Source organism: Rhizobium sp. RU35A, from assembly GCF_900156005.1.
GTDB classification, from domain to species: domain Bacteria; phylum Pseudomonadota; class Alphaproteobacteria; order Rhizobiales; family Rhizobiaceae; genus Neorhizobium; species Neorhizobium straminoryzae.
Window position 1 is genome coordinate 818,679 of sequence record NZ_FTMR01000001.1, and the last position, 26,475, is coordinate 845,153.

General features: G+C 62.7%; 26 protein-coding genes. 5 read left to right on the forward strand and 21 right to left on the reverse strand.

From position 1 onward, the window contains the following. Positions 1–3: 3 nt before the first annotated feature. From motC to F3H95_RS04160, 6 genes are all read right to left on the reverse strand, one after another. Positions 4–1,278 (reverse strand): chemotaxis protein MotC, encoded by a 1,275-nt coding sequence (motC, locus tag F3H95_RS04135; RefSeq protein ID WP_149745014.1) that lies wholly within the window; start codon positions 1,276–1,278, stop codon positions 4–6. 2 nt (positions 1,279–1,280) lie between these two features. Further along, on the reverse strand, positions 1,281–2,690 hold the full coding sequence (locus F3H95_RS04140; RefSeq protein WP_149745015.1) for a MotB family protein: 1,410 nt from the start codon (positions 2,688–2,690) through the stop codon (positions 1,281–1,283). Beyond that, on the reverse strand, positions 2,687–3,331 hold the full coding sequence (locus F3H95_RS04145) for a hypothetical protein (protein WP_149745016.1): 645 nt from the start codon (positions 3,329–3,331) through the stop codon (positions 2,687–2,689). The genes F3H95_RS04140 and F3H95_RS04145 overlap by 4 nt, the downstream gene beginning before the upstream one ends. 282 nt (positions 3,332–3,613) lie before the next feature. Further along, entirely contained in the window at positions 3,614–4,582 is a 969-nt protein-coding gene (locus F3H95_RS04150) for a flagellin (protein WP_149745017.1), read from the reverse strand. 280 nt (positions 4,583–4,862) lie between these two features. After that, positions 4,863–5,798: a flagellin gene (locus F3H95_RS04155; RefSeq protein ID WP_142880458.1), complete on the reverse strand. Its 936-nt coding sequence runs from the start codon at positions 5,796–5,798 to the stop codon at positions 4,863–4,865. Between the two features lie 347 nt (positions 5,799–6,145). Next, on the reverse strand, positions 6,146–7,081 hold the full coding sequence (locus F3H95_RS04160; RefSeq protein WP_142880457.1) for a flagellin: 936 nt from the start codon (positions 7,079–7,081) through the stop codon (positions 6,146–6,148). 316 nt (positions 7,082–7,397) lie between these two features. Between F3H95_RS04160 and F3H95_RS04165 the strand changes: the two genes are divergently transcribed. After that, positions 7,398–9,320 (forward strand): glycosyl transferase, encoded by a 1,923-nt coding sequence (locus F3H95_RS04165; protein WP_149745018.1) that lies wholly within the window; start codon positions 7,398–7,400, stop codon positions 9,318–9,320. A 216-nt stretch (positions 9,321–9,536) separates the two neighbouring features. Here F3H95_RS04165 and F3H95_RS04170 read toward each other — a convergent pair whose 3' ends face one another. Continuing rightward, complete coding sequence (locus F3H95_RS04170; protein ID WP_142880455.1) at positions 9,537–10,739, reverse strand: glycosyltransferase family 2 protein; 1,203 nt, start codon at positions 10,737–10,739, stop codon at positions 9,537–9,539. 319 nt (positions 10,740–11,058) lie between these two features. On the opposite strand from F3H95_RS04170, the gene F3H95_RS04175 reads away from it, so the two are divergent. Next, positions 11,059–12,174: a hypothetical protein gene (locus tag F3H95_RS04175; RefSeq protein WP_142880454.1), complete on the forward strand. Its 1,116-nt coding sequence runs from the start codon at positions 11,059–11,061 to the stop codon at positions 12,172–12,174. Between the two features lie 152 nt (positions 12,175–12,326). Here the strand turns inward: F3H95_RS04175 and F3H95_RS04180 are convergent, their stop codons facing one another. From F3H95_RS04180 to F3H95_RS04190, 3 genes are read right to left on the reverse strand one after another with little or no spacing between them, the layout of a single operon-like run. After that, positions 12,327–13,085 carry a hypothetical protein gene (locus tag F3H95_RS04180; protein WP_149745019.1) on the reverse strand — a complete coding sequence of 253 codons (759 nt, stop codon included), beginning with the start codon at positions 13,083–13,085 and terminating at the stop codon, positions 12,327–12,329. Between the two features lie 6 nt (positions 13,086–13,091). Next, entirely contained in the window at positions 13,092–13,778 is a 687-nt protein-coding gene (locus F3H95_RS04185) for a hypothetical protein (RefSeq protein ID WP_142880452.1), read from the reverse strand. Positions 13,779–13,810: 32 nt separating this feature from the next. Continuing rightward, positions 13,811–15,400 carry a hypothetical protein gene (locus F3H95_RS04190; RefSeq protein WP_149745020.1) on the reverse strand — a complete coding sequence of 530 codons (1,590 nt, stop codon included), beginning with the start codon at positions 15,398–15,400 and terminating at the stop codon, positions 13,811–13,813. A gap of 288 nt (positions 15,401–15,688) precedes the next feature. Here F3H95_RS04190 and F3H95_RS04195 point away from each other — a divergent pair, with 288 nt between their 5' ends. After that, positions 15,689–17,473, forward strand: coding sequence for a glycosyltransferase (locus F3H95_RS04195; protein WP_188134288.1), 1,785 nt, complete (start codon positions 15,689–15,691; stop codon positions 17,471–17,473). Positions 17,474–17,632: 159 nt separating this feature from the next. Here the strand turns inward: F3H95_RS04195 and F3H95_RS04200 are convergent, their stop codons facing one another. Then, entirely contained in the window at positions 17,633–18,874 is a 1,242-nt protein-coding gene (locus F3H95_RS04200; protein ID WP_149745022.1) for a hypothetical protein, read from the reverse strand. 170 nt (positions 18,875–19,044) lie between these two features. On the opposite strand from F3H95_RS04200, the gene F3H95_RS04205 reads away from it, so the two are divergent. After that, positions 19,045–20,040 carry a glycosyltransferase family 2 protein gene (locus F3H95_RS04205; RefSeq protein ID WP_149745023.1) on the forward strand — a complete coding sequence of 332 codons (996 nt, stop codon included), beginning with the start codon at positions 19,045–19,047 and terminating at the stop codon, positions 20,038–20,040. Positions 20,041–20,052: 12 nt separating this feature from the next. Continuing rightward, positions 20,053–20,244 (forward strand): hypothetical protein, encoded by a 192-nt coding sequence (locus tag F3H95_RS04210; RefSeq protein WP_149745024.1) that lies wholly within the window; start codon positions 20,053–20,055, stop codon positions 20,242–20,244. A 63-nt stretch (positions 20,245–20,307) separates the two neighbouring features. On the opposite strand, the gene fliP is transcribed toward F3H95_RS04210, so the two are convergent. The 10 genes from fliP to flgB all read right to left on the reverse strand — a co-directional run bounded on the left by fliP (position 20,308) and on the right by flgB (position 26,458). Beyond that, complete coding sequence (fliP, locus tag F3H95_RS04215) at positions 20,308–21,045, reverse strand: flagellar type III secretion system pore protein FliP (protein WP_142880446.1); 738 nt, start codon at positions 21,043–21,045, stop codon at positions 20,308–20,310. Next, the gene (locus F3H95_RS04220) at positions 21,042–21,575 is read right to left on the reverse strand and encodes a flagellar basal body-associated FliL family protein (RefSeq protein ID WP_142880445.1); all 534 of its coding nucleotides are present in this window, start codon (positions 21,573–21,575) and stop codon (positions 21,042–21,044) included. Before F3H95_RS04220 ends, fliP begins: the two co-directional genes overlap by 4 nt. A 32-nt stretch (positions 21,576–21,607) precedes the next feature. Continuing rightward, the gene (flgH, locus tag F3H95_RS04225; protein WP_142880444.1) at positions 21,608–22,318 is read right to left on the reverse strand and encodes a flagellar basal body L-ring protein FlgH; all 711 of its coding nucleotides are present in this window, start codon (positions 22,316–22,318) and stop codon (positions 21,608–21,610) included. Continuing rightward, entirely contained in the window at positions 22,315–22,845 is a 531-nt protein-coding gene (locus F3H95_RS04230) for a MotE family protein (protein ID WP_149745108.1), read from the reverse strand. Before F3H95_RS04230 ends, flgH begins: the two co-directional genes overlap by 4 nt. Positions 22,846–22,886: 41 nt before the next feature. Then, positions 22,887–23,933, reverse strand: a complete 1,047-nt coding sequence (locus tag F3H95_RS04235; protein WP_244617882.1) for a flagellar basal body P-ring protein FlgI — start codon at positions 23,931–23,933, stop codon at positions 22,887–22,889. A 62-nt stretch (positions 23,934–23,995) separates the two neighbouring features. Then, complete coding sequence (gene flgA, locus F3H95_RS04240) at positions 23,996–24,478, reverse strand: flagellar basal body P-ring formation chaperone FlgA (RefSeq protein ID WP_149745026.1); 483 nt, start codon at positions 24,476–24,478, stop codon at positions 23,996–23,998. Positions 24,479–24,496: 18 nt separating this feature from the next. Beyond that, positions 24,497–25,285 carry a flagellar basal-body rod protein FlgG gene (flgG, locus tag F3H95_RS04245; protein WP_142880441.1) on the reverse strand — a complete coding sequence of 263 codons (789 nt, stop codon included), beginning with the start codon at positions 25,283–25,285 and terminating at the stop codon, positions 24,497–24,499. Positions 25,286–25,303: 18 nt separating this feature from the next. Next, positions 25,304–25,642, reverse strand: a complete 339-nt coding sequence (locus F3H95_RS04250; RefSeq protein WP_142880440.1) for a flagellar hook-basal body complex protein FliE — start codon at positions 25,640–25,642, stop codon at positions 25,304–25,306. Continuing rightward, positions 25,639–26,058: a flagellar basal body rod protein FlgC gene (flgC, locus tag F3H95_RS04255; RefSeq protein ID WP_142880439.1), complete on the reverse strand. Its 420-nt coding sequence runs from the start codon at positions 26,056–26,058 to the stop codon at positions 25,639–25,641. The genes F3H95_RS04250 and flgC overlap by 4 nt, the downstream gene beginning before the upstream one ends. Before the next feature lie 7 nt (positions 26,059–26,065). Further along, positions 26,066–26,458 (reverse strand): flagellar basal body rod protein FlgB, encoded by a 393-nt coding sequence (flgB, locus tag F3H95_RS04260; RefSeq protein ID WP_142880438.1) that lies wholly within the window; start codon positions 26,456–26,458, stop codon positions 26,066–26,068. Positions 26,459–26,475 lie beyond the last annotated feature (17 nt).

Sequence of the window (26,475 nt, forward strand, 5' to 3'; positions counted from 1 at the left end):
GAATTACTTCTCCTCCTTCAACAGATCGTCGATGGCATTCAGCGTCGAATGGCCCCTATCGACATAGGTCTGGAAGTCAGGATCGAGCTTCGGAGCGCCCGCCTTGCCCGAAGGGCTGGCGGATGCGGCGGTTCCGGCCTTGCCATCGCCGGAGACGGCGGAGACGGTTTCTCCGCTGATGTCATTCTTCACTGTGTCAGCGTCGTCTTGCCCGAAGCTTTCGGCCACGGGCGGCCGCAGAACCTCTTCCGCAACCCGCTGGGCAGCGGCTCTCAGTGCCCGGTCCTCGGGGCTCAGCACGGCATCGGGAATATCGGCCAGGATCTTCGCCGCATCGAGAGCCTTGCCGCCGGGAAGCTGCGCCACACCGCCGAAAAGGCGGGCGAGCGAATCGTCTCGGGCCGGCAGATCCTTGCCCCGTTCGGCCGCACGCGCCGCTGCAAAGCGGGCGAGATCGCTCTTGCCGGCAATCGTCGCCTGGCGTGCGATGCGCAGATAGATCTCGCGGCTGCGGTCGTCGTTCATCACCTCGAGCGTGCCGTCCACATCCTCCTCATGGATCGTGCCGAAATGATCCACCACGAGCCGGACGAAGAGATCGGCGAACTGGCTGGCATAGGGGGAAAAGACGAAACGGCGCGCATACTGGCGCGCATAGGACAGCGCCTTGTCCGGCAGATTGGCTTCGACGGCAATCGCCACGGAACGGCGCAACGCCGCCTCCTCGACGATCGTGCCGGGCGCCATCAGGCGCGCCCAGTCATAGAAGCCCATCGCATCCTTGGGGCTCTTGGCAACGGCCACATTCCCGGCAACCAGCGCCAGATAGGGGCCGATCCTCTGGTTGCGGTATTCCGGGACCATCTTGGCAAAGCTGTGCGAGGCCAGCATGCCCTTGCCGTTCAGATACTTGCGCAGGGCGTCCACAACCCGCGTATCGAAATGGCCGGACACATCCTTTGCCACCAGAAATTCGAGCGTCGCGGGATTGCCCCCGCTCATGGCATAGATCAGCGCGGCATCGACATTGCGAGGATCGTCAAACGCAGCAGGATTGATGGTGCGCAGCCGCTTGTCGAGGGCAGACAGCATGAAGCGCTGCATCTCGGCCGCGGAATGGTCACCCATCACCACGGTATCCTGCACGAACTGCAGCGAGCGCATCATCTGGTAGGGCTCAAGACCATCCGCAGTCTGCGGCTCGGCCGCCATGGCCGATCCCCAGAGGGCGGCAAGCGCACCGGCAAACAGAAAGGTCGATGTCCTTTTTCGCCGCATCGTCAGGCCTTGCCATCCTCAAGCAGAATTTCGATACGCCGGTTCTGATCCGCCAGGGGATCGGCGGGCACCTGCAGGCGACGGTCCGCAAAGCCGGAAATCTGCTTCACCCGCGTTTCCTCGAGCCCACCCTTGACCAGCATGAAATAGGCGCTGTGAGCGCGCGCCGCAGACAGGCGCCAGTTATCGTTGCCGATATCGCGGAAGGGCCGCCCGTCGGTGTGGCCGCGAATGACCACGTCGCCGGCCCGCTGCTTGAGGATCGCCCCGATCTTTTCCATGGCGAGAACCATTTCGCGCCGCGGCACGGCTGAACCGATGTTGAACATCGGCGTGTCCGTCTGGTCGGAAAGGGTGATCAGCACACCGCCCTCGGCAGGCGTCACGATCAGCCCCTCGGCGAGCTTGCCGGAGACGCCGGCGATCTGGTTCTCGATGGCTTGCCGCAATTCGTCCGCAGCCTTCTGCCGGTCGGCGAGCGTCGGTGCCGCACTGCCATCCGGCTTCGGCTCGACCGGGGTTGCGTCGGGACGGGGGCGCGGAATGGCAAGCGCCAGCTGGGCCGGCGTCGGCTTCTGCACCGAGGGATCGCCGGCCGCGGATGCGGCAGGCGGCTTGGCCGCCGCGGCAGCCGGAGAAAGATCGGGTGGCGTCTCGGCAGGGGCATCGGCCGCAGCAGCGGCCTGCGCCGCCGCCTGGGTCGCCGCCGGGGGCTGAACCGCCGCCATCTGCTGGGGCGTCGGCGGCAGCATTTCAGCCGGGACAGCATCGGCCGGCGGCGTCTCCGGACTGGGGGGCGCCTTCGCGGCATCGGCCCGCTGCTTTCCGTCGGCGCGCCTGGTCTCGATCTGCTGCGTCCAGAAATCCGGATCGAACGGGTCGCGGAAGGCTTCGCCACCCTCCGCACCGGTCGCCGGACCGGAATCATTGGCCCCGCCCTCGCCCTTGGCGCTGACATTGGCCTGCTGGCCCACTTCCTGGGCGATTTCGGCCAGCACGGAATAGGGGTTTTCGAAGAAATCCGCTTCGGAATAATTGGCTTCGTCGCCGGAACTGGAGGTCTGGTCCTCGCCGGTCGCCGCCGAGGCTCCGACCTTGTCGGCATCGGCCTTGACCTTGGAACGCTCGCGCTTCTCCTGCCCGTCGGAGGATTCCACCGGTTTCTGCAGGCCCTTCTTGGCAGGCGTCTCGTCGGACAGCTTGATCGGATTGAAGTAGCTCGCGACGGAGGCCTTGGTCTCCTCGTTCGAGGCATTGACCAGCCACATCACGAGAAAGAAGGCCATCATCGCCGTCATGAAGTCGGCATAGGCGATCTTCCAGGCGCCGCCATGGGCACCCCCGTGACCGCCGCCATGCTTCTTGACGATGATGATTTCGTTCTTGCCGTGATGATGGTTCTGCTCACTCATGCCAGCACCTTCCTCAGGCTGGCTGCCCAGGCCGAGAGGCGAGTCACGAGAACGGCATCATCGAGATCGACGGCGATGTCGAGATCGGCGGCGGGAACATGGCGCAGCGTCGGCGCATCCTCACCCAGCGTATCCTTCAGACGCTCGAACAGATCCGTGGGGCCGTAAACGGTCAGCACCGCAGCCTGCCCGCCCCCCAGTGCCTGGCGGATGGCTTCGGCAAGCTGCGCGATGGCCCTTGCCGCAACGGCCTCGCTCATGACGGGTGCGAGAACTGCGGCCACCTGGTCGCAAAGGCTGGCTTCCAGCGTCGAGACCATCCGGCGGAAGCCCTCGTCCACCCGCTGGGCAGCGGCTTCTTCCAGCTGGCGACGCAGGGCCGCGAGCTCTGCGGCATGGCTGGCCTCCATCTCGGCCTTCTCCGCCTCCCAGAGGGCGCGGATCTCTGCGCGGCCCGCCTGCTCCCCCTCGGCACGCGCCTCGGCGCGCTCCGCATCGATGTCGATGGCGGGTTCCGGAGGAAAGGCATCGAAGGAAAAGGAAGGGCCTGCATCCTCGATCAGGCTTTCAGCCATCAGGGGTGCTGCCGGCGGCTGGATCGCGCCGAAATCCTTCAGATAGCGTGACAGCGATGCGCTCATGGGCGGGCTCCTTCGGCGCGGGTGGCGAAGACGAGGAAAGCACGGGTTCGCAGGCGCCAGCGGCCGTGGAAGGATGGAAATTTCGCCAACGCAATCATGACACTGTCCCGTTTGGAATACCGGCGCACTCAGCCAGTTTTTAGACAAAGAGCGTGAATATATTGGAACCTTAGGCAGCCAAACTTGTGCGAAAATGAAGATGCCGGACCGCGACAGGGCAAGTCGCGATCCGGCATTGCCGACGCCGATGACCGACGGCGTGGCCGGGATCAGGGCGAAGGCTTACTTCTGGAAGAGCTGCAGGATGTTCTGCGCATTCGCATTGGCAATCGACAGCGACTGGATGCCGAGCTGCTGCTGCGTCTGCAGGGCCTTGAGGCGCGTCGATTCCTCGTTCATGTCGGCATCGACGAGACGGCCGACACCCTTGTCGATCACGTCCATCAGGGTGGAGACGAACTGATCCTGCATGTCGATGCGGCTGGTAATGGCACCGAGCGTCGCTGCCGAATCCGTCAGCTGCTGCAGCATGGCTTCGACGGCACTCAGCATGCCGGCCAGCTGGTCGGAGCTGGTGCTGTTGTTGATGGAGATCTCGGCGCCGGTGCCCATCAGGGTCGAATTGGCATCGAGCAGATAATAGTTGGCGGTGGTCGTGCCGGCGGTGCCGTTCGGCTGGGTCACGGCCCAGTCCTTGGTCAGGAGGCCGCGGCCGGCGCTGTGCGTATCGATCATCACCGAGGCGGACGCATCATATTCCAGCGTCGTCAGCGACACGGCACCATCGGCCGAGCGGTTGAACGAGGCAACGATGTTCTTGGTGGTCGCCCCGACAGACGAGGTGTTGTAGAGCCAGTTTTCGCCCGAGAACGACGCCGACTTGGCAATCGAGGCGAGCTGGTTCTTCAGCTCGTTCAGTTCCTTGTTGATCTTCGTCTTGTCGACACCGGGTTCGGAGGCCGCGACGATCTTGCTCTTGATGTCGTCGACGACGCTGATCGCCGATTCGAGGCCGGTATAGGCCGTATCGGTCTTGGCCGCGCCGAGACCGAGCGCGTCCTGCACGGTGCTGAGGGCCTTGTTGTCGGAGCGCATGGTCGTCGCGATCGACCAGTACGCGGCGTTATCGGCAGCGGTTTCGACCCGGTAGCCCGAGGAGATGCGGTTCTGCACCGTCTCCATGTTCTGGTTGATGGCGCGTAAGGTCTGGAGGGCGGCAAGCGCCCCGGTATTCGTAATGATGCTGGTCATTGAGGATTGCCCCTGACGATTAACGGGACATACCGGAGGCTGAACCGGTAACGCACGGGCGCATCATGCTCGCCGACCAGAGATCATTGCCCTGTTGGTCGGCTCGGCGTTCTTAAGCAGCGGAACTTGCGTATATGGTTAACAAGACATGAACGCAAGGCCGATTTCTTAAGACGCAGTAAATATGCCGAAGCCTGCGCGAAGCTTTCGTGAAGCTGGCTCAGAAATGGAAAAAGGCCGCGCTGGGGGCGCGGCCTCGATATCGGGGATCAGGCTGCTCTTAACGGAAGAGCGACAGGATGTTCTGCGAGTTGCTGTTGGCGATCGACAGCGACTGGATGCCCAGCTGCTGCTGCGTCTGCAGCGCCTTCAGGCGGGTCGATTCCTCGTTCATGTCCGCATCAACCAGCTTGCCGACGCCCTTGGTGAAGGAGTCCATCAGGTCCGCAACGAAGTTGGTCTGCAGATCGATGCGGCTGTTGATCGCGCCGACGTCTGCGGCCGCATCGGTCATGTCCTGCAGGACCTTGTCGACGGCCTTCAGGGCGGCCGTCAGGTCGTCGGAGCTGACGTCGAGGGTCAGGACCGAGAAGGAGCTGGTGGCCGTGGAACCGGTGGCGTTGGTGTATTCGATGTGCGAGGACAGCAGGCCCTTGCCGACGGAGGTGACATAGGCACCGGCCGAGTCGACCTGGATCAGCGAGGAGTTGTTGGTGTCGTAGGTCAGCGTGGTCAGGCTGACATTGCCGCTGCCGTCGCGGTTGAACGAGCCGACGATGGCCTGCGTGCCGGCGCCGGCGGACGCGGTGTGATAGACCCAGTTCTGGCCCGAGAACGAAGCAGACTTGGAGATCGAAATCAGCTGGTTCTGCAGCTGCGTGATTTCCTTCTGGATCTTGGACTTGTCGACACCCGGTTCGGAGGCGGCGGTGATCTTCGCCTTGATTTCGTCGACGACGTTGATCGAGTTTTCAAGCGCGGTGTAGGCAACGTCCGTGGTCGCTGCACCAAGGCCGAGGGCATCCTGCACCGTGGAAAGTGCCTTGTTGTCGGAGCGCATGGTGGTTGCGATCGACCAGTAGGCAGCGTTGTCAGCAGCGGTTTCGATCCTGTAGCCCGAGGAAATGCGGTTCTGCGTCGTTTCCATGTCGCTGTTGATCGAGCGCAGCGTGGAGAGAGCTGCAATCGCAGCGGTGTTGGTCAGAATGCTCGTCATAGAAAGTGCCCCTTGTTGCGGACGAAAAGTTCAGGGACATTCCGGTTTCTCTCCGGCAAGAGGTGGTATGCTTCATGCCCGTCTCAGCTGAACACAGCAGCGAGACGCACCGCTTGAGTGGGATCAGTTAACCCTAACGTCCTTAACGAAGGGTAAATCCGGTCCGCGATTTCTTTAATATCTGCAAAAGTTTGAAACAGGGCTGACGGGATTGCGAAAGCCGTCTCGGCCTGGAGCGGGGACAGGCATGGTGAGACGAGCCACCCATGGCAGGCCTTGAAACGCAAAGATCGCGCCCCTTGCGGGGCGCGATCCGGAAACGATGTCGTTCGATGAACCCGTTGGGATCAACGGAAGAGCGACAGAACGTTCTGCGAGTTGCTGTTGGCGATCGACAGCGACTGGATGCCCAGCTGCTGCTGCGTCTGCAGCGCCTTCAGGCGGGTCGATTCTTCGTTCATGTCCGCATCAACCAGCTTGCCGACGCCCTTGTCGATGGAGTCCATCAGGTTGGCAACAAACTTGTCCTGCATGTCGATACGGCTGTTGAGAGCACCGACATCGGCGGCCGCATCGGTCATGTTCTGCAGGACCTTGTCGACGGCCTTCAGGGCGGTCGTCAGGTCGTTGGTGCTGACGTCGAGGGTCAGGACCGAGAACGAGGTGGTGGCCGTCGAGCCGCTGGCATTGGTGTACTCGATGTTCGAGGACAGCAGGCCCTTGCCGACGGAGGTCACGTAGGCACCGGCCGAGTTGACTTCGATCAGCGAGGAGTTGTTGGTGTCGTAGGTCAGCGTGGTCAGGCTGACATTGCCGCTGTTGTCACGGTTGAACGAGCCGACGAGCGACTGCGTGCCGGCACCGGCGGAGGCGGTGTGATAGACCCAGTTCTGACCGGAGAAGGAAGCCGACTTGGCAATCGACACCAGCTGGTTCTGCAGCTGCTTGATTTCCTTCTGGATCTTGGACTTGTCGACGCCCGGTTCGGAGGCGGCGGTGATCTTCGCCTTGATGTCATCGACGACGTTGATCGAGTTTTCGAGCGCGGTGTAGGCAACGTCCGTGGTGGCGGCACCGAGACCGAGAGCATCCTGCACGGTGCTGAGGGCCTTGTTGTCCGAGCGCATGGTGGTTGCGATCGACCAGTAGGCGGCGTTGTCTGCTGCGGTCTGGACCTTGTAACCCGACGAAATGCGGTTCTGCGTCGTTTCCATGTCGCTGTTGATCGAGCGAAGGGTCGACAACGCGGCAATTGCACCGTTGTTCGTAAGAATGCTGGTCATAGTGATTTTAGTCCCTTGTTAGACGGATTACTTTTGGGGGACATACCGGGCTGTTAATACCGGTGATGACGTCTGGCCTCATGCCCACTCGGTTCCGGATCTTCTGGGAAACCAAACCCGTCATGTGAGGATGACAGTCGCAGACATTCATTGCGGATTCCTTAAGTGGCTATGGACAATTGGCGCTAAAACGGCATTGATTCGTCAAGCCTGTGTAAGCACCTGTTTCGGGCAAGGTCTGCCGCCTAGCTTGGTTAACCGAACGTGGATCAGCGCGCCGCGATTGATCATCGGCAACCCTATTTCCGGAGTCCGGATGTTGAGCCAGCAGACCCTGTTTTCCGACGCCTCGAAGAGTTTCCATCGCGGCCGCTACACCGAGGCACTGGCCTCCCTGAACAAGCTTCTGGACCACGCAACGGACGCCAAGACCTATACGCTGCTGGCCCGCACGCTGGTGGCGCTCGGCTTTCGCGAAGACGCCGCCCGCACCTATGTGCTGGCGGCCGAACTGGGCGGCTCGCGGGCGGAGGACTACTATGCCGAAGCGATGAAGCTCTATTTCGAGCTTGGCCAGGAGGACATGGCGCTCAGCCTTGGCAACCACCTGCTGCAGCGGGCCCAAAAGGATCCGGATCTTGCCTTCATCATTGCCTCGCTGTTCTGGAAACGCGGCGAAAAGGACATGATCCGGGTGTTCCTGCCGGCACTCTCCATGAGCTCGAATTCGCAGCACAACAGCCTGGCCTTCCTGCTCCTGACCGGAACGCCGGAAAACGATCGCGACCGCGAATCCGTTGCCAATCTCCTCAACAGGATGCCGAACAGCCTGATCCTCATCATGGCGCATCTGGTGGCGCAGCGCGAGGTGAACAACTACATCGAAATGGAACGCCTGCAGCCGCGCCTCGACCGCTTGCTGCGTGCCAACGACCAGCGCCTTCTCGAGGTCGAAACACCGTTCTACAACCTGCACTGGCTGACCGACGAGGCGCTGAACAAGCGCGTCGGCTACAAGGCGGACGCCTTCCCGGCAAGTCATCCGGCCGAGCGGCGCAGCATGCCGCATCGCTGGGGCAAGAAGCTCCGGATCGGCTATCTCTCATCCGACTTCTGGTCGCAGCATGCCACGATGAAGCTGTTCCGCGCCGTGCTGACGGCCCATGATCCGGAGCGCTTCGACATCACGCTGTTCTGCTATACGGACCTGCAGCATCTGGAACGTGAGACCGGCCGCGACGACTGGGGCCGGATCGTCGATGTCCGCGACCTGAGCTATCCGGAGACGGCAGCCGTCATCCGCGAGCACGAGATCGACATCCTCGTCGAGATGAAGGGGCATACCCGCGGCGGGCGCCCCGGCATCCTCAACTTCAAGGCAGCGCCCGTGCAGGTCGCCTGGCTCGGTTTCCCCGGTACCACCGTCAATACCGACCTCGACTACATCATCGGCGACCATCACGTGCTGCCGGATGCATCCAAGCCGCATTACTGGGAAAAGTTCTGCCGACTGCCGGAAACCTACCAGCCGAACGACCCCTACCAGCGCCCGCGCCGCGACCTTTTCACCCGCGCTGATGCCGGCCTGCCGGAGGACGCCTTCGTCTTCGGCTCGTTCAATGCGACGCGCAAGATCTCCATCGCCAACATCAACCTCTGGATCCGCATCCTGAAAGCGACGCCGAAGAGCGTGCTGTGGATCATGTGCAAGAGCAACGAGTCGCATGACAACATCCTGCGCAAACTGACCTCGGCCGGAATCGAGAGCAGGCGGATCGTCTTTACGAAGGTCGTCTCCTACGAGGAGCATCTGGCGCGCCTGTCGCTGGCGGATATCGGGCTCGACACCTATCCGTACAATGGCCATACCACCACCTCAGAGCAGCTGTGGGCGGGCCTGCCGGTGCTGACGATGAAGGGGCAGCACTTCGCCTCCCGCGTTTCGGAAAGCCTGCTGAACGCCATCGGCATGCCGGACCTGATTGCCCGCGACGAGGCTGACTATCTTGCCATGGCGATCGATCTCTACGAGAACCCGGAACGCGTGAAGGCCTTCAAGCAACGGCTGGACGAAAACCGGCTGGTGAAGCCGCTTTTCGACGCCGACCGTTTCTGCCGCCACCTGGAAACCGCCTACGAGATGATGGCGGACAGGGCACGCCGGGGGCTGGAACCCGATCACCTCGACGTTCCGGCGCTAGCCCCCCGCACCGAGCCCTTCCTCATCGAAGCCGATTGAGACATCGAACCCGGCCGGCGACCTGGTCCCCTCCCCGGTCGTCCGTCCAGCGCTCTCCGGTTCCCGGGGAGCGCTTTTTTATGTGCGTGATGGCGGATGCACCAGAACACCAACGCAAAACGGGTATCGCCGGCTTTCGACGATACCCGTAAACGGAGGATCTGTGTGGTGGAGGAGCGGTACCCGGGCGGAACGATGCCCGACGGCCCTGCCCGATCAGGCGAACTGCGCCATGTAGTGGCGCAGCTGGAAGACCCCGTCACCGGGCGGCACCTGCGCTGCGAAATCGGGGTGCATCACCAGCCAGGAACGCGGACCGGCATGTCCGAACGGCGGCTGGCGCACCACGCTGCCCTTGAGATGATCGGGCAGGAGTTGCAGCGCCTCGTCGGTGATCAGCGGATCGACCACGACCGGGCCGCCGCTATAGCCGGAGGCTTCCGTCAGCGATGTCACGATCGCGGCCAGCGTGCAGATCTGGTCGAAGGCTTCCTTGGTGGCCGGCGCCGCATGATAGGCTGCCATGCGGTGATAGAGGATGTAGGCTTCCGGCCAGTAGCGGAAGGCCATCAGCAGGCGCAGCGCGACCGATTTGCGCACCAGCATGAACTGCACGAAGCGCTCGTGGAAATTCATGCGCTCGGCATTGCTGAGGCGCGAGGAGATCTGCGCATGCGAGGCGAGATATTCGAGGCCGCCGAGATAGGTATCCCACTGGAACATGCATTCCTTCTTGCCCTGCTGCACGTCGCCATCGGCCGGCACACCGGTCACGCGGGCGAAGGGTGCCGGCAAGAACAGCACGTCGCCCTTGCCGAGCGCGCGCGTGGTGAACAGGAAGGCCCAGAAGATGAAGGGACCGAGGCTGGAAATCGTCTGGTCGAGGATTTCCCGGCGGATGATCAGGAATTCCGGAAAGACGTGGTTGGTCAGGATGAAATCCAGCATCTGCTGGTATTCGCCCTGGCGGAACCGCGAGGGGCCGGGAATGTGGTAGAAGGGCTGCATGTCTGCGCCACCCGCCAGCTCATTCACCAGCATCCAGGGCGCCTGGATCATGCCGAGCGCGGGATCGGCTTCCAGCATGCGCAGATATTCGAGCACCTTTTCCGGGATCAAGAGGTCGTCGTCGCCCAGAAACAGCGCATACTTGCCGCGGGCCCGCTGCATGGCGAAGGCATAGTTGCTGAGGAAGCCCGAATTCTTGACCCGGCGGTGATGAGAAATCTCCGGCACGCCGGCCAGCGATTCCAGATATTCATGCGTGCCGTCCGTGGAGCGATCATCGACGATGACCATCTCGAACGGGATGCCAAGCCGCCGGAAGGCATCCAGATGGAAGCGGACATTGCGCTCCAGCATCGGCCTGCGGTTGTAGGTCGGCACGCAGATCGAGAGAACGGGCATTTGGTTGAGCATGATTGTCTCCTCGTGGCCTTGCCGGACGTCGCGGCAAAGGGTCTTGGCTAACAGCCCATAAGCCTCCTTGCTTTCGCGAGGCTGGTCGCGCAGCCCGTGCAGCGGCCGTCCAGCCCTGAGCAAGCTTGATCCGGCAGGATCGTCATCGAGTTTGCGGCGTCATGCGCCGCACGGGATACCGCTTCCGTCCTCCACGCCGACGGAAGCACAAGGGATGGACACGTCTGCAGACAGGGCCGGCAGCCCGGATCTTCGCATCCGGCCGCGGTTCTTCCGCGCAACACGCCACGGCGGCACGGCCGTGCCAGAAGGAGACATCATGACCATAGCCGCCGGCCCGCTGGCCACACCATCGGCCTCCGACAACTGGATGAAGGCGCCCGCGCTTTCGCAGGAAAGCCTGAGCGGCAGCTTCTGGCGGCTGAGCAGCCTCGACACCGGCGAGATCAGCCCCTTCCTCGTGCTGGCACCGGAAGGCCGCATCGGCAATTTCTTCAACCCGGCCGTCGAGTACTGGCACGTCTTCGACGGCCATCTCTGCCTGGTCAACGCCGATGGTCAGCCTTCGGCGATCTTCACTGCTGCCCAGATCGAGGACGGTCGGATCGTGGCGCTCGGCGGCCGCGGCACCATCGGCAGCACCAATGCGCTGTTCATCCTGACGGCAACGGACCATCCCGAACATCCGATCCGCGCCACGCCGAAGAGCATGCCGCGCCGGGCGGAATTCCTCGTGGCGGCACAAAGGCCGCGCCGGCCGAACCTCGTCGTCGTCCCGGCCGGAGCAGGCTCGCTGCATGGCCAGTGGCAGGAGGGCATTGCCGACAGCAAGCGCAACTGGGACATCTGCGTCGGCTATTATGGCACCGAGCGTCCCTTCCTGCCGGCCGCCGTCGAATATCTGGCGCATCTGCCGCAGAAGCGGAAGTTCAAGCTGATCTACGATCTCTTCTACGCGGAAAGCCCGCTCTGGGGCTATGACCGGATCTGGCTGCCCGACGACGACCTGCTGATCTCCGGCGAAGAGATCAACCGTATGTTCCACCTCAGCCGCCTGCACGAACTGGACCTCTGCCAGCCGGCACTCTCCACCGGCGAAGGCAGCCATCCGACGCATCCGATCACCTTCCAGAAGCCGGGCGGTGGTCTGCGCCACGAACCCTTCATCGAGATCATGTGCCCGCTCTTCTCCCGTCGCGCACTGAAGATCTGCATCGAAAGCTTCCGGGATTCCGAAAGCGGCTACGGTCTCGACCATCTGTGGCCGAGCTTCCTCGGCCGCCCGCAGACCCGCATGGCGATCCTCGACCAGTTCGGCGTCAAGCACACACGGCCGATTGCCACCAACTACAATCTCGGCGTGGCACTGGCCGAACAGCAGGCGGTGTTTGCGACCTACGGCTTCCAGTTGCAGCCCATTCCGGGCGTTCTCTGAGGCTTGAGACGAACCGGGGCCGGATTACCGCGCCCCGGTTTGCCCCCCTCGACGATAGCCAGACCACGCAGCAACGGAAAAGGGCGGCACGATGGCCGCCCTTTTGCATGGAATCAGGATCGATAGGGCGAAAATGCCAGGCGCGTCCCCCTTCAGACCGCCTCGCGCGCGAGCACGCTGTCGACCAGGTGTTCGCCCCAGCCGAGATGCCGGGTGAAGGCGCGGATTTCCTCGGTGGTGCCGTGGCGGAAGAAGAAGTGTCCGGCGCTGAAATCGAGCGGTCGGCGCCGGCCATAAGGCAGCGGCGAGAAGACGAGATTCATGCCTTCCGCGGCAATCGCGCACTTTACCTCCGGGCTCAGCGACTTATCGGCAGAGGCGACACGGCAATAGGCCGCGATGAATTCGGGAATGATGGCGCTGCGGAAGATCATGATGCCGGTCTGCAGCGGCTGCGGCGTACCGCGCCCGTCGGGCGCGATGATATCGGCATCCGGAAAGGCGGCGATCTGCCGCTCGATGATGTCACGTCCGTAAAACAACGACCCCTGCTCGATCAGCACGGTATAGTCCGAGCCATTGGTGAAGCCGTACATCAGGCCGCAGAGCAGCGCCTTGGACCAGCCGCAGAGATAGCTCAAGCCCTGCACCGCATGGCCGAAATTCTGCTTCAGCCGGACGACGCTGATGCGCGGATCGTCCGGGAGAACCGGCATGACCGGCGAGGCGGAATCGACGATCAGGATGCTTTCCGGCGCGGTGAACGAATCGATGCAGCGATACCAGAGATCGAAGCATTCGGTGGAGCGCACGAATTCATCACCGCGCGTGGCATAGGTGCGGATCTTGTGATCGGCATACCAGCCGGTGACGACGCTGTAGGAGATCTGGTTCATCGATTGCGGGCTCACGCGGTCTCAGGCCTTCTTCTGGATAGCGATCATCTTGGTCTGCCAGCTGTCGATGCCGCCGCGATTGTTGCGGTGGATGAAGACGTGCTGGATCTGGCCGGCAATGGCAGCGAGATAATCGGGATGGGCAAAGGGTATGTCGAACCGCCCCGTCTCGACGAAATCCTGAAACACCTTGGCGCTCTTGTGGCAGGGCGGCAGGTCGGCCTCGAAGGGCGGCTGCCAGTGGAAATCCTCGATGATGTAGAAGCCGCCCGGCGCCACCTTATGAAACAGCTTCAGGAAGGCGAACTGCTGGTGGAAGGAGGCATGCGAGCCATCATCGATGATCAGCTTCAGCTCCGGCAGGTCGCCGGCCACGCGGTCGAGATCCGCGCCGCTACCGAGATCGCCGCGGAAGAAGCGGAAGCGGTCGAGATGGATATGGCTGAAATCCGAGAGATCGAACCCGAAGATATCAGCCTTGGGGAAGTAACTCAGCCAGGTGCGGATCGAGGGCACGTCCGAGCCGACACGATCCTTCGAGGCGCCGGCTTCGACACCGCCGCGTTGCAAGCCGATTTCCAGCATGGAAAAGGCTTCATGCCGAAAGCTTTCGAACAGGAAGGAGTAGAAGACCGCGTAGTTGTGCGCATGGCCCGTCCGCGTGCCCTTGTCCGTCTGGAAATGATCGGCGAGTTCCACAAGCTCCATCGGCCGTGTCTCCTGGTGATTGGCGTCTGACATCAGTTGCAGCCGATCTGGCGGCGTACGCGGACTTCCTCGTCCATGTGGCTCTTGCCGTAGAGCCCGCGCAGTGACTGCTGGCGCGACAGGCTCTGGTAGAGCGCGGTGCTGACCGCCGAGATCGAGGGCTGGTCCAGTTGCAGGACGTGGTTAAGATCGAAATGCTTCACCAGCGACACCGCCAGCGCGAAGGTCTCCTTCTGCGCCCGGACAGCGGCATGATCGGCAGCGCCCCGCTCGTCTTCGGCGAGAACAGGCAGGGCAAAACCCTCGACCATGCGCACATCGCGCACCATGCCGTGATCGGAATAATTGCACATTTCCAGAATGGTATTGAACACATCCGGCGCATCCGGCCGGATCAATGCGTGAAAGGCGCAGGCATCCGGTGTCTGCGACAGCTCTTCGTAAGCCTTCGCTGACGGAAGTTTATGCAGGAAGAAGACCGGCACCTTCGACAGACCAAGCCGCTCGGCCAGATGCGAAAGCGACCAGCCTGTGCCGCAGAGATCCACGACGATGCTGTCCTGGCCGATGCGGTCGCGCGCATAGGCCAGATAGCTTTCGGACGGCTGCATCTTGGCAAGGCGGCTGGTGTAGAAATACTCCGCCTTGCAGGTGACGCCCTTGCGGCGCGCCACCTCCTCGAACAGCGGCACCCACATGTCGCAATCGCGACTGGAAAACAGCACGCGGCGAAGACCGAGATGGCGCACCAGATTGGCAAGCTCGATGCTGGCCATCAGCATCAGCGGAAAGTTGAGGTTGGCCTGGATGAGCTGGACCGTGCGGATGCCGGCATCTTCGGAAAAGGTACGCAGGCGGGCTTCACGGCACAGTTCCGCCAGCTGGCGCAGACCGAGATTGATGAGCACCGTTTCGACAGCGGACGGCTTGTCGAGCCGCGTCAGGCGGGCTGTCAGACCGAAGGATGCCGGCATCTTCACATCGGAATGCTCGTTGTCGCCGAGATGTTCCTCGATGCGCAGGTTGGCGGAAATGTCCGGCCAGATGCGGCCGGTCTTCTTGCCGTCATTCGTCACCACCAGTCCGACGCGGGCGGTAAGACCGGCACGGTCGAGCAGGCTGCGGATATGGGTGGCGCCCAGATACATGTCGGAGATCAGCACGTCGCCATGGCGCACGCGCGCCAGGTTTTCGGCAATCGGGATCACCTGCTCCTTCTCGACATCCACTTCCAGCGCCTTGAGTGCCGCAAGCTTCACCGGCTCGACGCCGAGAAGACGGGCAAGTTCCGCATAGATCACGTCGAGATCATGCGGCCGGTCCAGCACATGGGCTTCGGCCTTGCGCCGCGCGGCGGCAAAGCCCTTGAGGCCGGACCGTTCCTCAATGATGGCAAAGACACCGGACGGTTCGATGCAGCGGCGCGCGATCAGCGTATCGAACACATCGAAGGTGCGCACCAGCGGCCTCGGATCGGAAGAAGCAGCTGCGTTTGGCACCGCCTCGGTTGCCTGCCTCTCCGCGGCTGCCGCCTGCGGAAGCGCCGAGGCAACCGGCGTGGCGGTCTCGCCATGCGCACCGATCAGATAAAGCGTGTCACCGGTCTTCGGTTGAAAAGTCACGACAGGTCTCCGGGATTGCAGCCTTGGAAGCGTGAGGGACATGCGCCCCGCGACAGGACGGACGGCTCCACCAACGTCCGGTCGGCATATCCGGGCCAGCTTGTGCCAGGCTGACAAGGCGGTGACGGAGCGCGCAACGCCGCTGCAGGGAGGTGCCCGCAAGCACCAGCCTGGCGAAAGCTAGGATGCGTAATCCGGTATCAGAAGAATGCGAGCATGCGCCCCGAACGTCCGGCGCGTCACACCGCCTTCAGGACAGACCTTTCCAGCACCGATATTGGATCCTCCATGATGCAGAAAAAGAAATTGGGAATTCTGATCGAGGTCGACAGCTTCATCGGCGACATCGCACGCCACCTGTCGGACACCTACGAGATCATGGCGATCAGCCCGCGCAACATGCAGGACATCGACAAGGTCGTGCAGTGGGCGGATGTCGTGTGGTTCGAATTCTGCAACGAGCTTTTCCTGCAGGCGCTGAACCAGAACATTCGCGGCATGGGCAAGCGGGTGATCGTGCGCTGGCACCGGTTCGAAATCGTCGAATCGAGCTTCCCGCAGCGGCTTCGCTTCGACTACATCGACGATCTGATCCTCGTCTCGCACGACATGCTGCGCGTTCTGAAGAACCGCGTGCCGCAGCTGGATGCCAAGACGCGCACCCATGTGCTCTGGAACGGGCTCAATCTCGACAAGTTCAAGCCGATCGCCACGCTGGATCGCAAGAAGATCGCCTGGGTGGCAAAACCCTTCCTGCGCAAGAACCAGCCGATGTTCCTGCAGATCATGCATGAACTGGTGAAGGTCGATCCCTCCTACACGCTGCATGTCGCCGGCGCGCAGGAAGAATTCGTCACCATGCCCTATCTCCAGCGCACCACCGAGAAGCTGGGGCTTGCGAACAATGTGCGCTTCTATGGCTGGCAGCAGAACATGCCGGCCTTCCTGGCCGACAAGGGTGTCATCCTCTCCACCTCCATCCATGAAAGCTTCGGCTACAACATTGCTGAGGCAATGGCAGTGGGCGCGCTGCCGGTGGTGCATGATTATCCCGGTGCCGAGGAGTTCTGGCCGGATGCCATCCGCTTCTCTTCCATCGCCGAAGCCGTGCAATTGATCCTGAACGGCGAGACGCACCAGTGGATCGACTACGTGGCGGAAAACTTCCCGCTGTCGAGGCAGCTGCGCGAACTGGACGCGATCATGTCGCCGCCGGCGAAGGTGGTGGAGAGCGTGCCGCTGGCGCCGCAGCAGCCCTGGGCAACGTCAGCCTCATCTTACCTGATCGGGCAGGATCTTCCGCTGGCCGCCCCGGTTTCCACCAGACCGGTGCAGAGCGACGTGCAAGTCAACCGCATGCCGGTGAGTGAACCGACGCAACCGGTCCGGCAACCCGCCGAGGCCCCGCTTGTGTTCGATTCCTCCCGCTACTGGGAAGAACGCTACCGCAGTGGCGGCAATTCCGGTCCGGGTTCCTATGACGTGCTGGCCCGCTACAAGGCGGTGGTCCTCAACTTCTTCGCCCGGCAGCGCAAGCTGAAATCCTTCGTCGAACTGGGCTCCGGCGATGGCAACCAGCTGCAATATTTCGATTTTCCGCGCTATACCGGTTTCGACGTATCCCGTACGGCCATCGAGCGCACCAAGGCGATGTATGCGGCAAAGCCCGGCTACGATTTCATCTGGATGGATGATCCGACGCTCGACTGGGAACTGCACGAAGACAACTACGACTGCGCGCTGTCCCTCGACGTGCTCTATCACCTGATCGACGACCGGATCTTCGAGGGCTATCTCGACCGGCTGTTCACGCTGTCCAGTCGCTATGTGGTGATCTACGCCTCGAACTTCGATGCCGCCGACAAGCGCGGCGCCAACCATGTGCGCCATCGCAAGTTCACGGACTTCATCGACAGCCGCTATCCGCAGTGGACGCTGAAGAAGATCATCGAGAACCCCTACAAGTTCAAGCTGCAGACCGAGGCCGATTTCTTCGTCTATGCCCAGGATGACGCCGAGGACCTGAGCTTCCTTGACGCGATCCGGCAGGCCGAACTGATGGTGCAGGCGTAAGCCGCTCCAGCAGCCGACAGACTGAAAAAGGGGATGGCAATACACTGCCATCCCCTTTTTTGTTCGTCATGACGCGCAAATGTGATCCACCGCCGCGTGCATGCAGCCACGCGGCGGCACACGGCAGCGGGGTCAGGAGCGCTCGGCTATGAAGAGAGGTCAGAAGCAGTAAAGGGTCGAGGCAAGCCGTGTCCAGCCGGCGCTGGCATTGACAGGAGCGACGGAGCGGACAGCATCGGGGCGGTTTGCCAAGGCCGCCAGCGCATCGCGCAGTGCCTGCGGCTGGCGGGCATCATAGACGAGACCGGTCCCGTCGGATGGACCATATCCCTCGGCGGCCAGGACAGGCGTTGCAAAGGTTGCAGCGAGCGCCAGATCCTGCGAGGAGAAGGCCGCGCGCGGCGGCACAAGCAGGGCGTCAGCGGCCTTGAACAGCCACGGATGGCGGCTGCGATCGCCGAGCGGACGCATCATTGGCGCGAGGGCGGAAGGAACCGCTCCCGCCTCGAGCGCAACCGGCAGAAGCCGCAGCGGCAGGCCGGATGCGGCGACATCCTGCGCGGCCCCCGTAATGTCGCGCCAAGTCGGCTCGTCCAGGCCATCGGCAACAATCAGGACAAGCCGCGTGGACGCCTCGATACCGAGCTGGCGCCGGGCGGCATCGCGCGACACGTGGTTTGGCACGAAACCGGCATGGCCCGGATGGGCGCTGACCACCACCTTGCCGGCGGCAGCCGCAAAGCGCGCCTCCAGTTGCAGGCGATGGGCTTGCGCATGCACATGAACCCGGTCGACGCTGTTGGCAAGCAGCCCCGCCGTCATCTCCCTGACCAGGACCGACAAAGGTCCGGTCGTCGCCGGCATGGCCGCAATCGTCCAGACGACCTGACCGCCCAGGCGACGAAAGATCTTCAGCTTGTGGATCAGGGCATCAGCCATGGCTTCGCCCTGACGCAAATCCGGCGCGGACCGCAGAGAGGCCTCGGGATCGAAGAGATGCACCACCACCGGTTCACGCCCCGTGCGGTTCTTCACACACGCAATCGCATCCTCGATCGCTCCTGCGCCAAAGGCACCTGCCGTCGCAAAAGCGCCCTCCAGCAGGGCATTGTCCTCCGGACGACCGCCGACGGAGATGACTGTCAGCCCCTCGAGAGCAGGCAGCGGCGCTTCCAAGGCCGCCGTATCGGCGGAAAGCGGCAGGCGCGCGGACCTGGCATTCAACTGCGCCAGAAGATCAGTCTGCTGCTGGCGCAGAACCTGTAGCGCGCGCACCGTCTCCACCTGGAAATCGGTCAGGATCTGCTGCTGTCCGGCGACCTCCTGCACCCGCAGGCGCAGTTGCGCGGCAAGCGGCATGCCACCGGCGACAAACGATCCGGACAGATGATCCTGCTGCATGGTCAAAAGCTCTCCTTGCCAACGCATCCGATAGGGCCACGCGGTTCCCCTCAGTGTGTTATCGGCACGCAGCCTTGCCCCGACCTTTCGAGGCTTGCCGCCCTGAAAGCCTTGCACAAGTTCCGGTGGCTACGACTGGAAACGAAAAGCCAAGCGCCATCGGAGGCTGAATGTCGGCAACCAGTGTGATCATCCCCGCCTATAATGCTGCCCAGAAGCTCGACCGGACCCTGAATGCGGTGCTTTCGAATGCGAGTGTCCTGGAAGCAATCGTCGTCGATGATTGCTCGGCGGATGCCACCGCAGATGTGGCAGCGGCCTGGGCCGCGCGCACGCCGCGCGTGCGCCTTATTCGCCAGCCGGCAAACGGCGGTGCGGGGGTTGCGCGCACCACCGGGCTGCATGCTGCCATCGGACACTATCTCTACTTCCTCGATGCCGACGACCTGCTGCTGCCGGGGGCAATCGACACGGCAACACAGGCGATCGCACAATCCGGCGTGGATGTCCTCGCCTTCCGCTACGGACTGGTGGACAATGCATATTCGCCGGTCAGGCCCATGCAGCCGATTGATACCAACATCTGGTCCATGCTGTGCGGCAGCGCCCCCTTCCGCACCATGAGCCTTGATGAGGGAGGGCGCATCCTGACGACGGTAAACTATCCCTGGAACAAAATCATCGATGCCGGGCTGTACCGGCAGAACGGCCTCTGCTTTTCCGGTACGCGGGTGCATAACGATGTCTATGCGCACTGGCACATCTATCTTCATGCCCGACGCATCGGCCTGCTCAACCAACACCTGATCAATCATGTGGAAGCCTCCGGCAGCGCCCAGCTCTCCCACAACTTCACCCGCCAGCGCTTCGACATCTTCCAGGCGCTGGACGAGGTGGAAGCGCTGTTTGCCGCCCGCCCCGACCTCAGGACGCGCCACTATGTCTGGTTTCTGGCCTTCAAGCTCGACATCCTCAACTGGATCTCGCTCAACCTTCAGCCGGGGCTGCATGCGGAGTTTCTGACGCGCGTCGAGCAGAATCTTGCCGTCTACGGCGACGACGATTACCTGGCGGCCTATCTGCAGGACAAGCAGACGGCCGTTCTATCGCTCTACCTGCGGCATGATGCGGCCGGCCTGCTGCCGGCCCCCCGGGCTGCAGCCTGATCGGAGATTGTGATGACACCCCACGACAATGCCCGTGCGGCAGAAATGGCAGCGGCCATGCAGAAGGCCGTCACCGATCTCACCGAGATCGCGGAAAACCAGAAGACCCTGATCGACATCTACGTGGAAACCACGCGGCTGCTGCAGGGCATGATGGAAACGCAGCGCCAGGCGCTGGCACGGCTGGCAGACGGATCGCTCTAAATTCCGCGCACCGCAAGAACGCCCGCGCCCACCCGAAGCCGCGGGCCTTTGTGCGGGGATCAATCAGTTGAACGAGCGTACCAGACTGCCGACCAGCAGGTTCCAGCCGTCGATCAGCACGAAAAACAGGATCTTGAAGGGCAGCGAGATCGAGGTCGGCGGCAGCATCATCATGCCCATGGCCATGGTGATGGCGGCGACGATCATGTCGATGACGAGGAAGGGAAGCACGATCAGGAAGCCGATCTCGAAGCCGCGACGGATTTCCGACAGCATGAAGGCCGGGATCAGCACGCGATAGTCGATCGCTTCCGGCGTGCCGACAGACTGGCCGCGTTCGCGCGCGAGATCGACGAAGAGCGAGAGATCCTTGTCGCGCGTATTGGCGCTCATGAAGGTGCGGAAGGGCTCCGCGATGCGCTGGACGGCATCGGCCTCGTTGATCTCGTTGCGCAGCAGCGGCTGAACGCCGTCATTCCAGGCCCGGTCGAAGGTGGGCGACATGACGTAGAAGGTCATGAACAGCGCCATCGAGATCAGCACCAGGTTCGACGGCGCGGTTGAAAGCCCCATGCCGGTGCGCAGGATGGAAAAGGCGATGATGAAGCGCGGAAAGCTGGTGACCATCACCAGAATGCCCGGCGCGATCGACAGGACCGTCAGCAGGCCGAAGGTGCGGATGATCCAGGCCGCCGCCGAGCCATCGATGGGCAAATTGAGAAGCGAGGTCGGCGATTGCTGGGCAAGCGCGACACCCGGTATCGCCAGAAGCGCGATCAGCAGCGAGAGGAGTCGAATCATTCGATCACGAAGGTCCTGAACATCACCTTGGATACTTTGCCTTGCGAACGCAGGTCAACTCGTTCCTGGATGTCGTCCCGAAGATATTGGAAGCCGCGCGCGCCCTCGATCTGCTGGAGGGAGACGGTGCGCATGTAGGCCAGGATATCCTGGTGAATCTCTTCGGCCAGCGCCAGTTCCGGAGGCCCCTTGAAGGCCAGCGCCACTTCCAGTCGCACCCAGTTCTCCGACGGGTAGGCAAGATTGGTGGTGATCGGCTCCAGTTGCACCACGCCGGCCGCCGCCGTCGCGATGTGCGGCAGCCCTTCTTCCTTCTTTCCGCCATGGGCATCGGCGGCAGGCGCCGGAGCTGCGGCCTTGGCCTTCGCCTCGGCAGCCGCCTTTTCCGCTTCCGGGTTCTTCGGGGCGATCATGCCGCCCACCACCCAGCCGCCGCCGGCAGCCACCAGCGTGGCGATGGCAACCCCGGCGATCGTCGGCACGAGGGCGCTTTTCTTCTTCTCGCCCTGGCCTTCGGCTTCCTCTTCCATGATTCCTGTCCTTTCCTCGCCTGCGACGCGCGTCAGAAGGGCGAGAACAGATCGACGACCTGCTGGCCGACCGGCGGTTGCTGCACTTCCATCAGGCGACCGCGGCCACCATAGGAAATGCGGGCCTCGGCAATCTTGTCATAGGAGATGGTGTTCTTGGCGTTGACATCCTGCGGGCGCACGATACCGGCCACGTTCAGGATGCGGATCTCGTGGTTGACGCGCACTTCCTGCGAGCCGCTGATCAGAAGGTTGCCATTCTCCAGAACACCGGTCACCACGGCGGCTACCAGCAGGTTCAGTTTTTCGGAGCGCTTGGTCGAGCCCTTGCCCTTGGTGGACGTATCGGAATCGGTGCCCATGTCGCCGTTGGTCTTCGGCTTCATGCCGAGAAAGCTCGCCGTCGCATCCCATTTCAAATTGGTCGAATTGGTCCGGCTGCGGTCGGTCTCGTTGTCGAAATCCGCCTTGTCGTTGATCTGGATGTCGACGGTCAGGATGTCGCCGACGTTCAAGGCGCGGGAATCCTTGAACAGCGCCGCCTGGCTGTCGCTCCACAGCGAATAGCCGCTCGCCATCTGGCGCGGCTGCTTGGGATAGAGCCCCATCTGCGGCGTCTGCGCATATTGCAGGCCGCTGCCGATCGGGCTCATGGCCGGCGCATTGCCGATTTCCTTGAGGGTCTGGCTCTGGCAGCCGGCAAGCAACAGAACGGCCAGCAGGGCGGGTGCGCGCTTCGTCATGAACGGTCCTTCGAGGTCTTGGGGTCAGCGGCGCTGGAAATGATCATCGAGATGATCCCGGCCTTCTTCGGGTCCATTTCGGCAAGGATCAGGCCCGACTGGCGCGCCGGCAATTTCATGATGATGGCTGCGGCAAGCTCGGGCAGCATTTCCTGCAGCTGCGGCGCGGCGGCATCGGCCTTCATCGTCTTGTAGACATCGACGAGGCCGGCCTGGGCGCGGTCAAGGAAATCATTGCGGCGCTTCAGCCATTCCTCGTATTCCGCCTTGCGGGTTTCGAGCACCTTGATGCGGGAATCCACCTCGCCCTGCAGCTTCTCAAGCTCCTGCTTCTGCAGCAGGTATCGCTGGTCGCGGGCGGGATCGGCAATGTTGGTGCAGAACTTCTGGATGTCTTCCGAGGTGGTTGTCGGCAGGCGCGGGTCCTGCTGCTGGGCATTCACCTGCGGCACCAGAAGCAGCACCGTTGCTGCCGCCAGAAGCTTCAGCAAGAGGCCGGGGCGCACTGCATTTGCCCGGCACGGCATGATGGGGTTCATGGCGCGATCGCCCTTCATCTCGGTTCCCGTCATTGGATCACCAGCTCCGCCTGGAGGGCGCCGGCAGACTTGATGCCCTGGAGGATGGCGATGATGCCGTCCGGCTTCACGCCGATGCTGTTGAGGCCCGCCACCAGGCTGCGCAGGTCCGGTCCATTGAGGATCGCGACATTGCTGCCGGCCTTCATCACGCTGATGTCGGTCTGCGGCTGCACGGCGGTCACACCGTTGGAGAAGGGCTGCGGCTGCACGATCTGGGGCGTCTCGGTCACCTGCACCGTCAGCGTTCCGTAGCTGACCGCCACGCGCGACACCTTGACGTCCGCGCCGATGACGATGGTGCCCGTGCGCTCGTTGACCACCACCTTGGCCGGCGTATCGGTTTCGACCACGAGGTTTTCGATCTCGGCCATCAGGCGGGCGAGATCGGCCATCTTCGGCTTCTGAACGATCACTTCCTGCGAATCGCGCGATTCCGCGATCGGGCCGCCGTAACGCTGGCTTGCAAAATTGTTGACGGTATCTGCGATACGCACCGCCGTGGAAAAATCCGGATTGCGCAGCTGCAGCACCAGATTGACCGAATCCTTGAACTTGGACGGCAGCTCGCGCTCGATGATGGCACCGTTCGGCACGCGGCCGGTGGTGGTGACGCCTTCAGTAACGGAGGCCGCCTGTCCCTGTGCCGAAAAGCCGGAGACGACGACGGAGCCCTGGGCCACGGCATAGATCTGCCCGTCTGCACCGGTGAGCGAAGTCATGATCAGCGTGCCGCCGCGCAGCGACGTCGAATCGCCGAGCGAGCTGACCGTCACATCCAGCCGGCTGCCGGGGCTGGCAAAGGGCGGCAGATTGGCCGTGACCATGACGGCTGCCGTGTTCTTGGAGCCAGACTGGCCGCCCTGCGTGGAGATGCCGAGATTCTGCAGCATGGCGCGCATGGACTGCTCGGTGAACGGCGAGGAGCGCAAGCCGTCGCCGGTCCCCTGCAGGCCGACGATCAGGCCGTAGCCGATCAGCTGGTTGTCGCGGCCCGCCTGCAGCGAGGCGATGTCCTTGATGCGCGATTCCGCCATGACCGATCCGGTAGCGGACAGGCCGGCAAGAAGAAGACCGGTGGCGAACAGGAGTTTCTTGATCATTTTGCCATCACCTGAACGGAGCCGTCGCCCATCACGGTGCCGGACACGGTGACGCCGGAATCGAGGTTGCGCACGCGGATGACGTCTCCCACCGCAGCGTTTTCAAGCGGCGTGCCGGACGCGGAAATGGTGAGATTGCCAACCGCGAAGGTCAGGCGCACGGTGGCGCCGCGCTTCACCGCAAAGGGCGCGCGCAGGGTGCCGACCTGGATGGTGCGGCCGGGCAGCAGCGTGCGCTGGCTGATCATGCCGGCCACCTCGTCGATGCGGGTGGCATAGCCTTCCGCGAGGTTCGGATTGGTGACCTCGACCTCCTTGAGGGCGGAGGCCGGGATTTCCTGACCGGGATAGATGATCTGCGTCGGCACGACGGCAACGCCCTTATCGGCTGCCGCGCCGCCGGCCACCAGCAGGGCGGCCAGCAGCACCGAGGCCGCGCTGATCGGCGGCATTCTGCGGCATGTCCGGCGAAACATCATGTCTCTACCCCTTTTTCCTTACTTGAGGTTCTTGCTGACGATCGATGCCATTTCGTCTGCGGTGGTGATCACCTTCGAATTCATCTCGTAGGCGCGCTGGGCGGAGATGAGGTCGGTGATTTCCTTGACGGCGTCGACGTTGGAGGCTTCCAGATAGCCTTGTTTCAGGTAACCGAAGCCCGGATCGTCAGGCGCCGCCACCGTGGCGGTGCCCGAAGCGGCCGTTTCCTGGAACAGGTTGTCACCGAGCGGCTTCAGGCCGGCTTCGTTGGCAAAGTTGGCGATGGTCAGCTGGCCCACCTGCGTGAAGGTCGAGGCATTGCCGATGCGCACGCTGACCTGGCCGCTGCGGCTGATCACCGTTTCGGTGACGTTGGCGGGGAAGGTGATGTTTGGCACGACGGCATAGCCGTCGATCGTCACCAGCTCGCCATTGGCATTGGTGTTGAAGGAACCGGCGCGGCTGTAGAGCGTCGTACCATCCGGCGACTGGACCTGGAACCAGCCGCGACCGACGACGGCCATGTCGAGGTCGTTCTGGGTCTGGGTCAGCTGACCCTGGGTATGGATGTTGCGCACGGCAGAGGTCTGGACGCCGAGGCCGATATTGGCGCCTTCCGGCACGATCGCCTGGTTGGCGCGGTTCGGAACGCCCTGGGCACGCTCGGTCTGGTAGAGCAGATCCGAGAATTCGGCGCGGGCGCGCTTGTAGCCGGTGGTGTTGATATTGGCGATGTTGTTCGCAATGACCTCGAGATTGGTCTGCTGGGCATCCATGCCCGTCGCGGCGACGGAAAGCGCTCTCATGTCTTCGTCCTCAAGCCGTTAGATCTGGATTTTCGTGATTTCGAGATAGGCGTTGACGATCTTGTCGCGGAAGGCGATCGCCGTCTGGAGCGACTGCTCCGCCTGCATGACCGCATCCACGACCTCGCGGGTATTGGCCTTGCCCTGGATGCCCTCGAAGGACTTCACTTCGGCCTGCTTCAGGTCGGTGACGGCCCCGCTTGCCATGTCGCCCATGACGCTGGCGAAGCTGAGCGCCTGCCTTGCGGCTTCCGAAGCCTGGCCGGTCAGGCCGGCACCGAGGCTGCTTTCGCTGGCAGTGGCGCCGAGGTTGCGGGTCAGCGAAAGCGCGCTGGCGGACTGAACACTGTCGATCATTGGGAGGCCTTCAGAAGGTCGATCGTCGCGGAAACGAGTTCGCGCGTCTGCTTGATGGTCTGGAGATTGGCGTCGTAGGTGCGGTTTGCTTCCCGCATGTCGGCCATCTCGATGAGCATGTTGACGTTCGGCATCTTGACCATGCCGCGCTCGTCCGCTGCCGGGTTGCCCGGATCATATTCCTCGATGAACTTCGACTGGTCGGTGCCGAGCTTCTTGACGCCGACAACTTCCGCGCCCGACGCCTTGTCGAGCTCGGCGCCAAAGGTGATCGTCTTGCGACGGTAGGGATCGGCGCCCGGCGTGTCGCCGGTGGAACGGGCATTGGCAATGTTTTCCGAGACGATGCGCAGGCGGGTGGCCTGCGCCTCCAGGCCGGAACTTGCAATTTTGGAAGCGGCTGAAAGCGGATCCATGATGGTTCTACCTCTTCACTGTCATCAGCATCATGCGATGGAAGGACTTCACGAGATTGGTGCTCAGGTCGTACTGGCGCTTGATCTCGCCGGTCTTGGAAAGCTCCTGGGCAAGGGAGACCGTGTTGCCCGATTCCTGCTCGCCGATTTCATTGTTCAGCTGTTCCTCTTCCACGTTCACATCGATGCGGCTGCTGACCGAGGTGCCGGAGAGGTGACCGGGCTGCGTGCGGGCCATGGTGAGGCCGGAGGAATTGAGCACGGCGGCGAAGGGCGTGACGTCCTTTGCCTTGTAGTGCGGCGTACTGGCATTGGCGATATTGCCGGCAACGACCTCCTGGCGCACCGACAGCCATTCGGCTTGGCGCGAGGCCAGATCGAACAATTGGATGGGTTGCATAGGCTTCTCTCCATTTT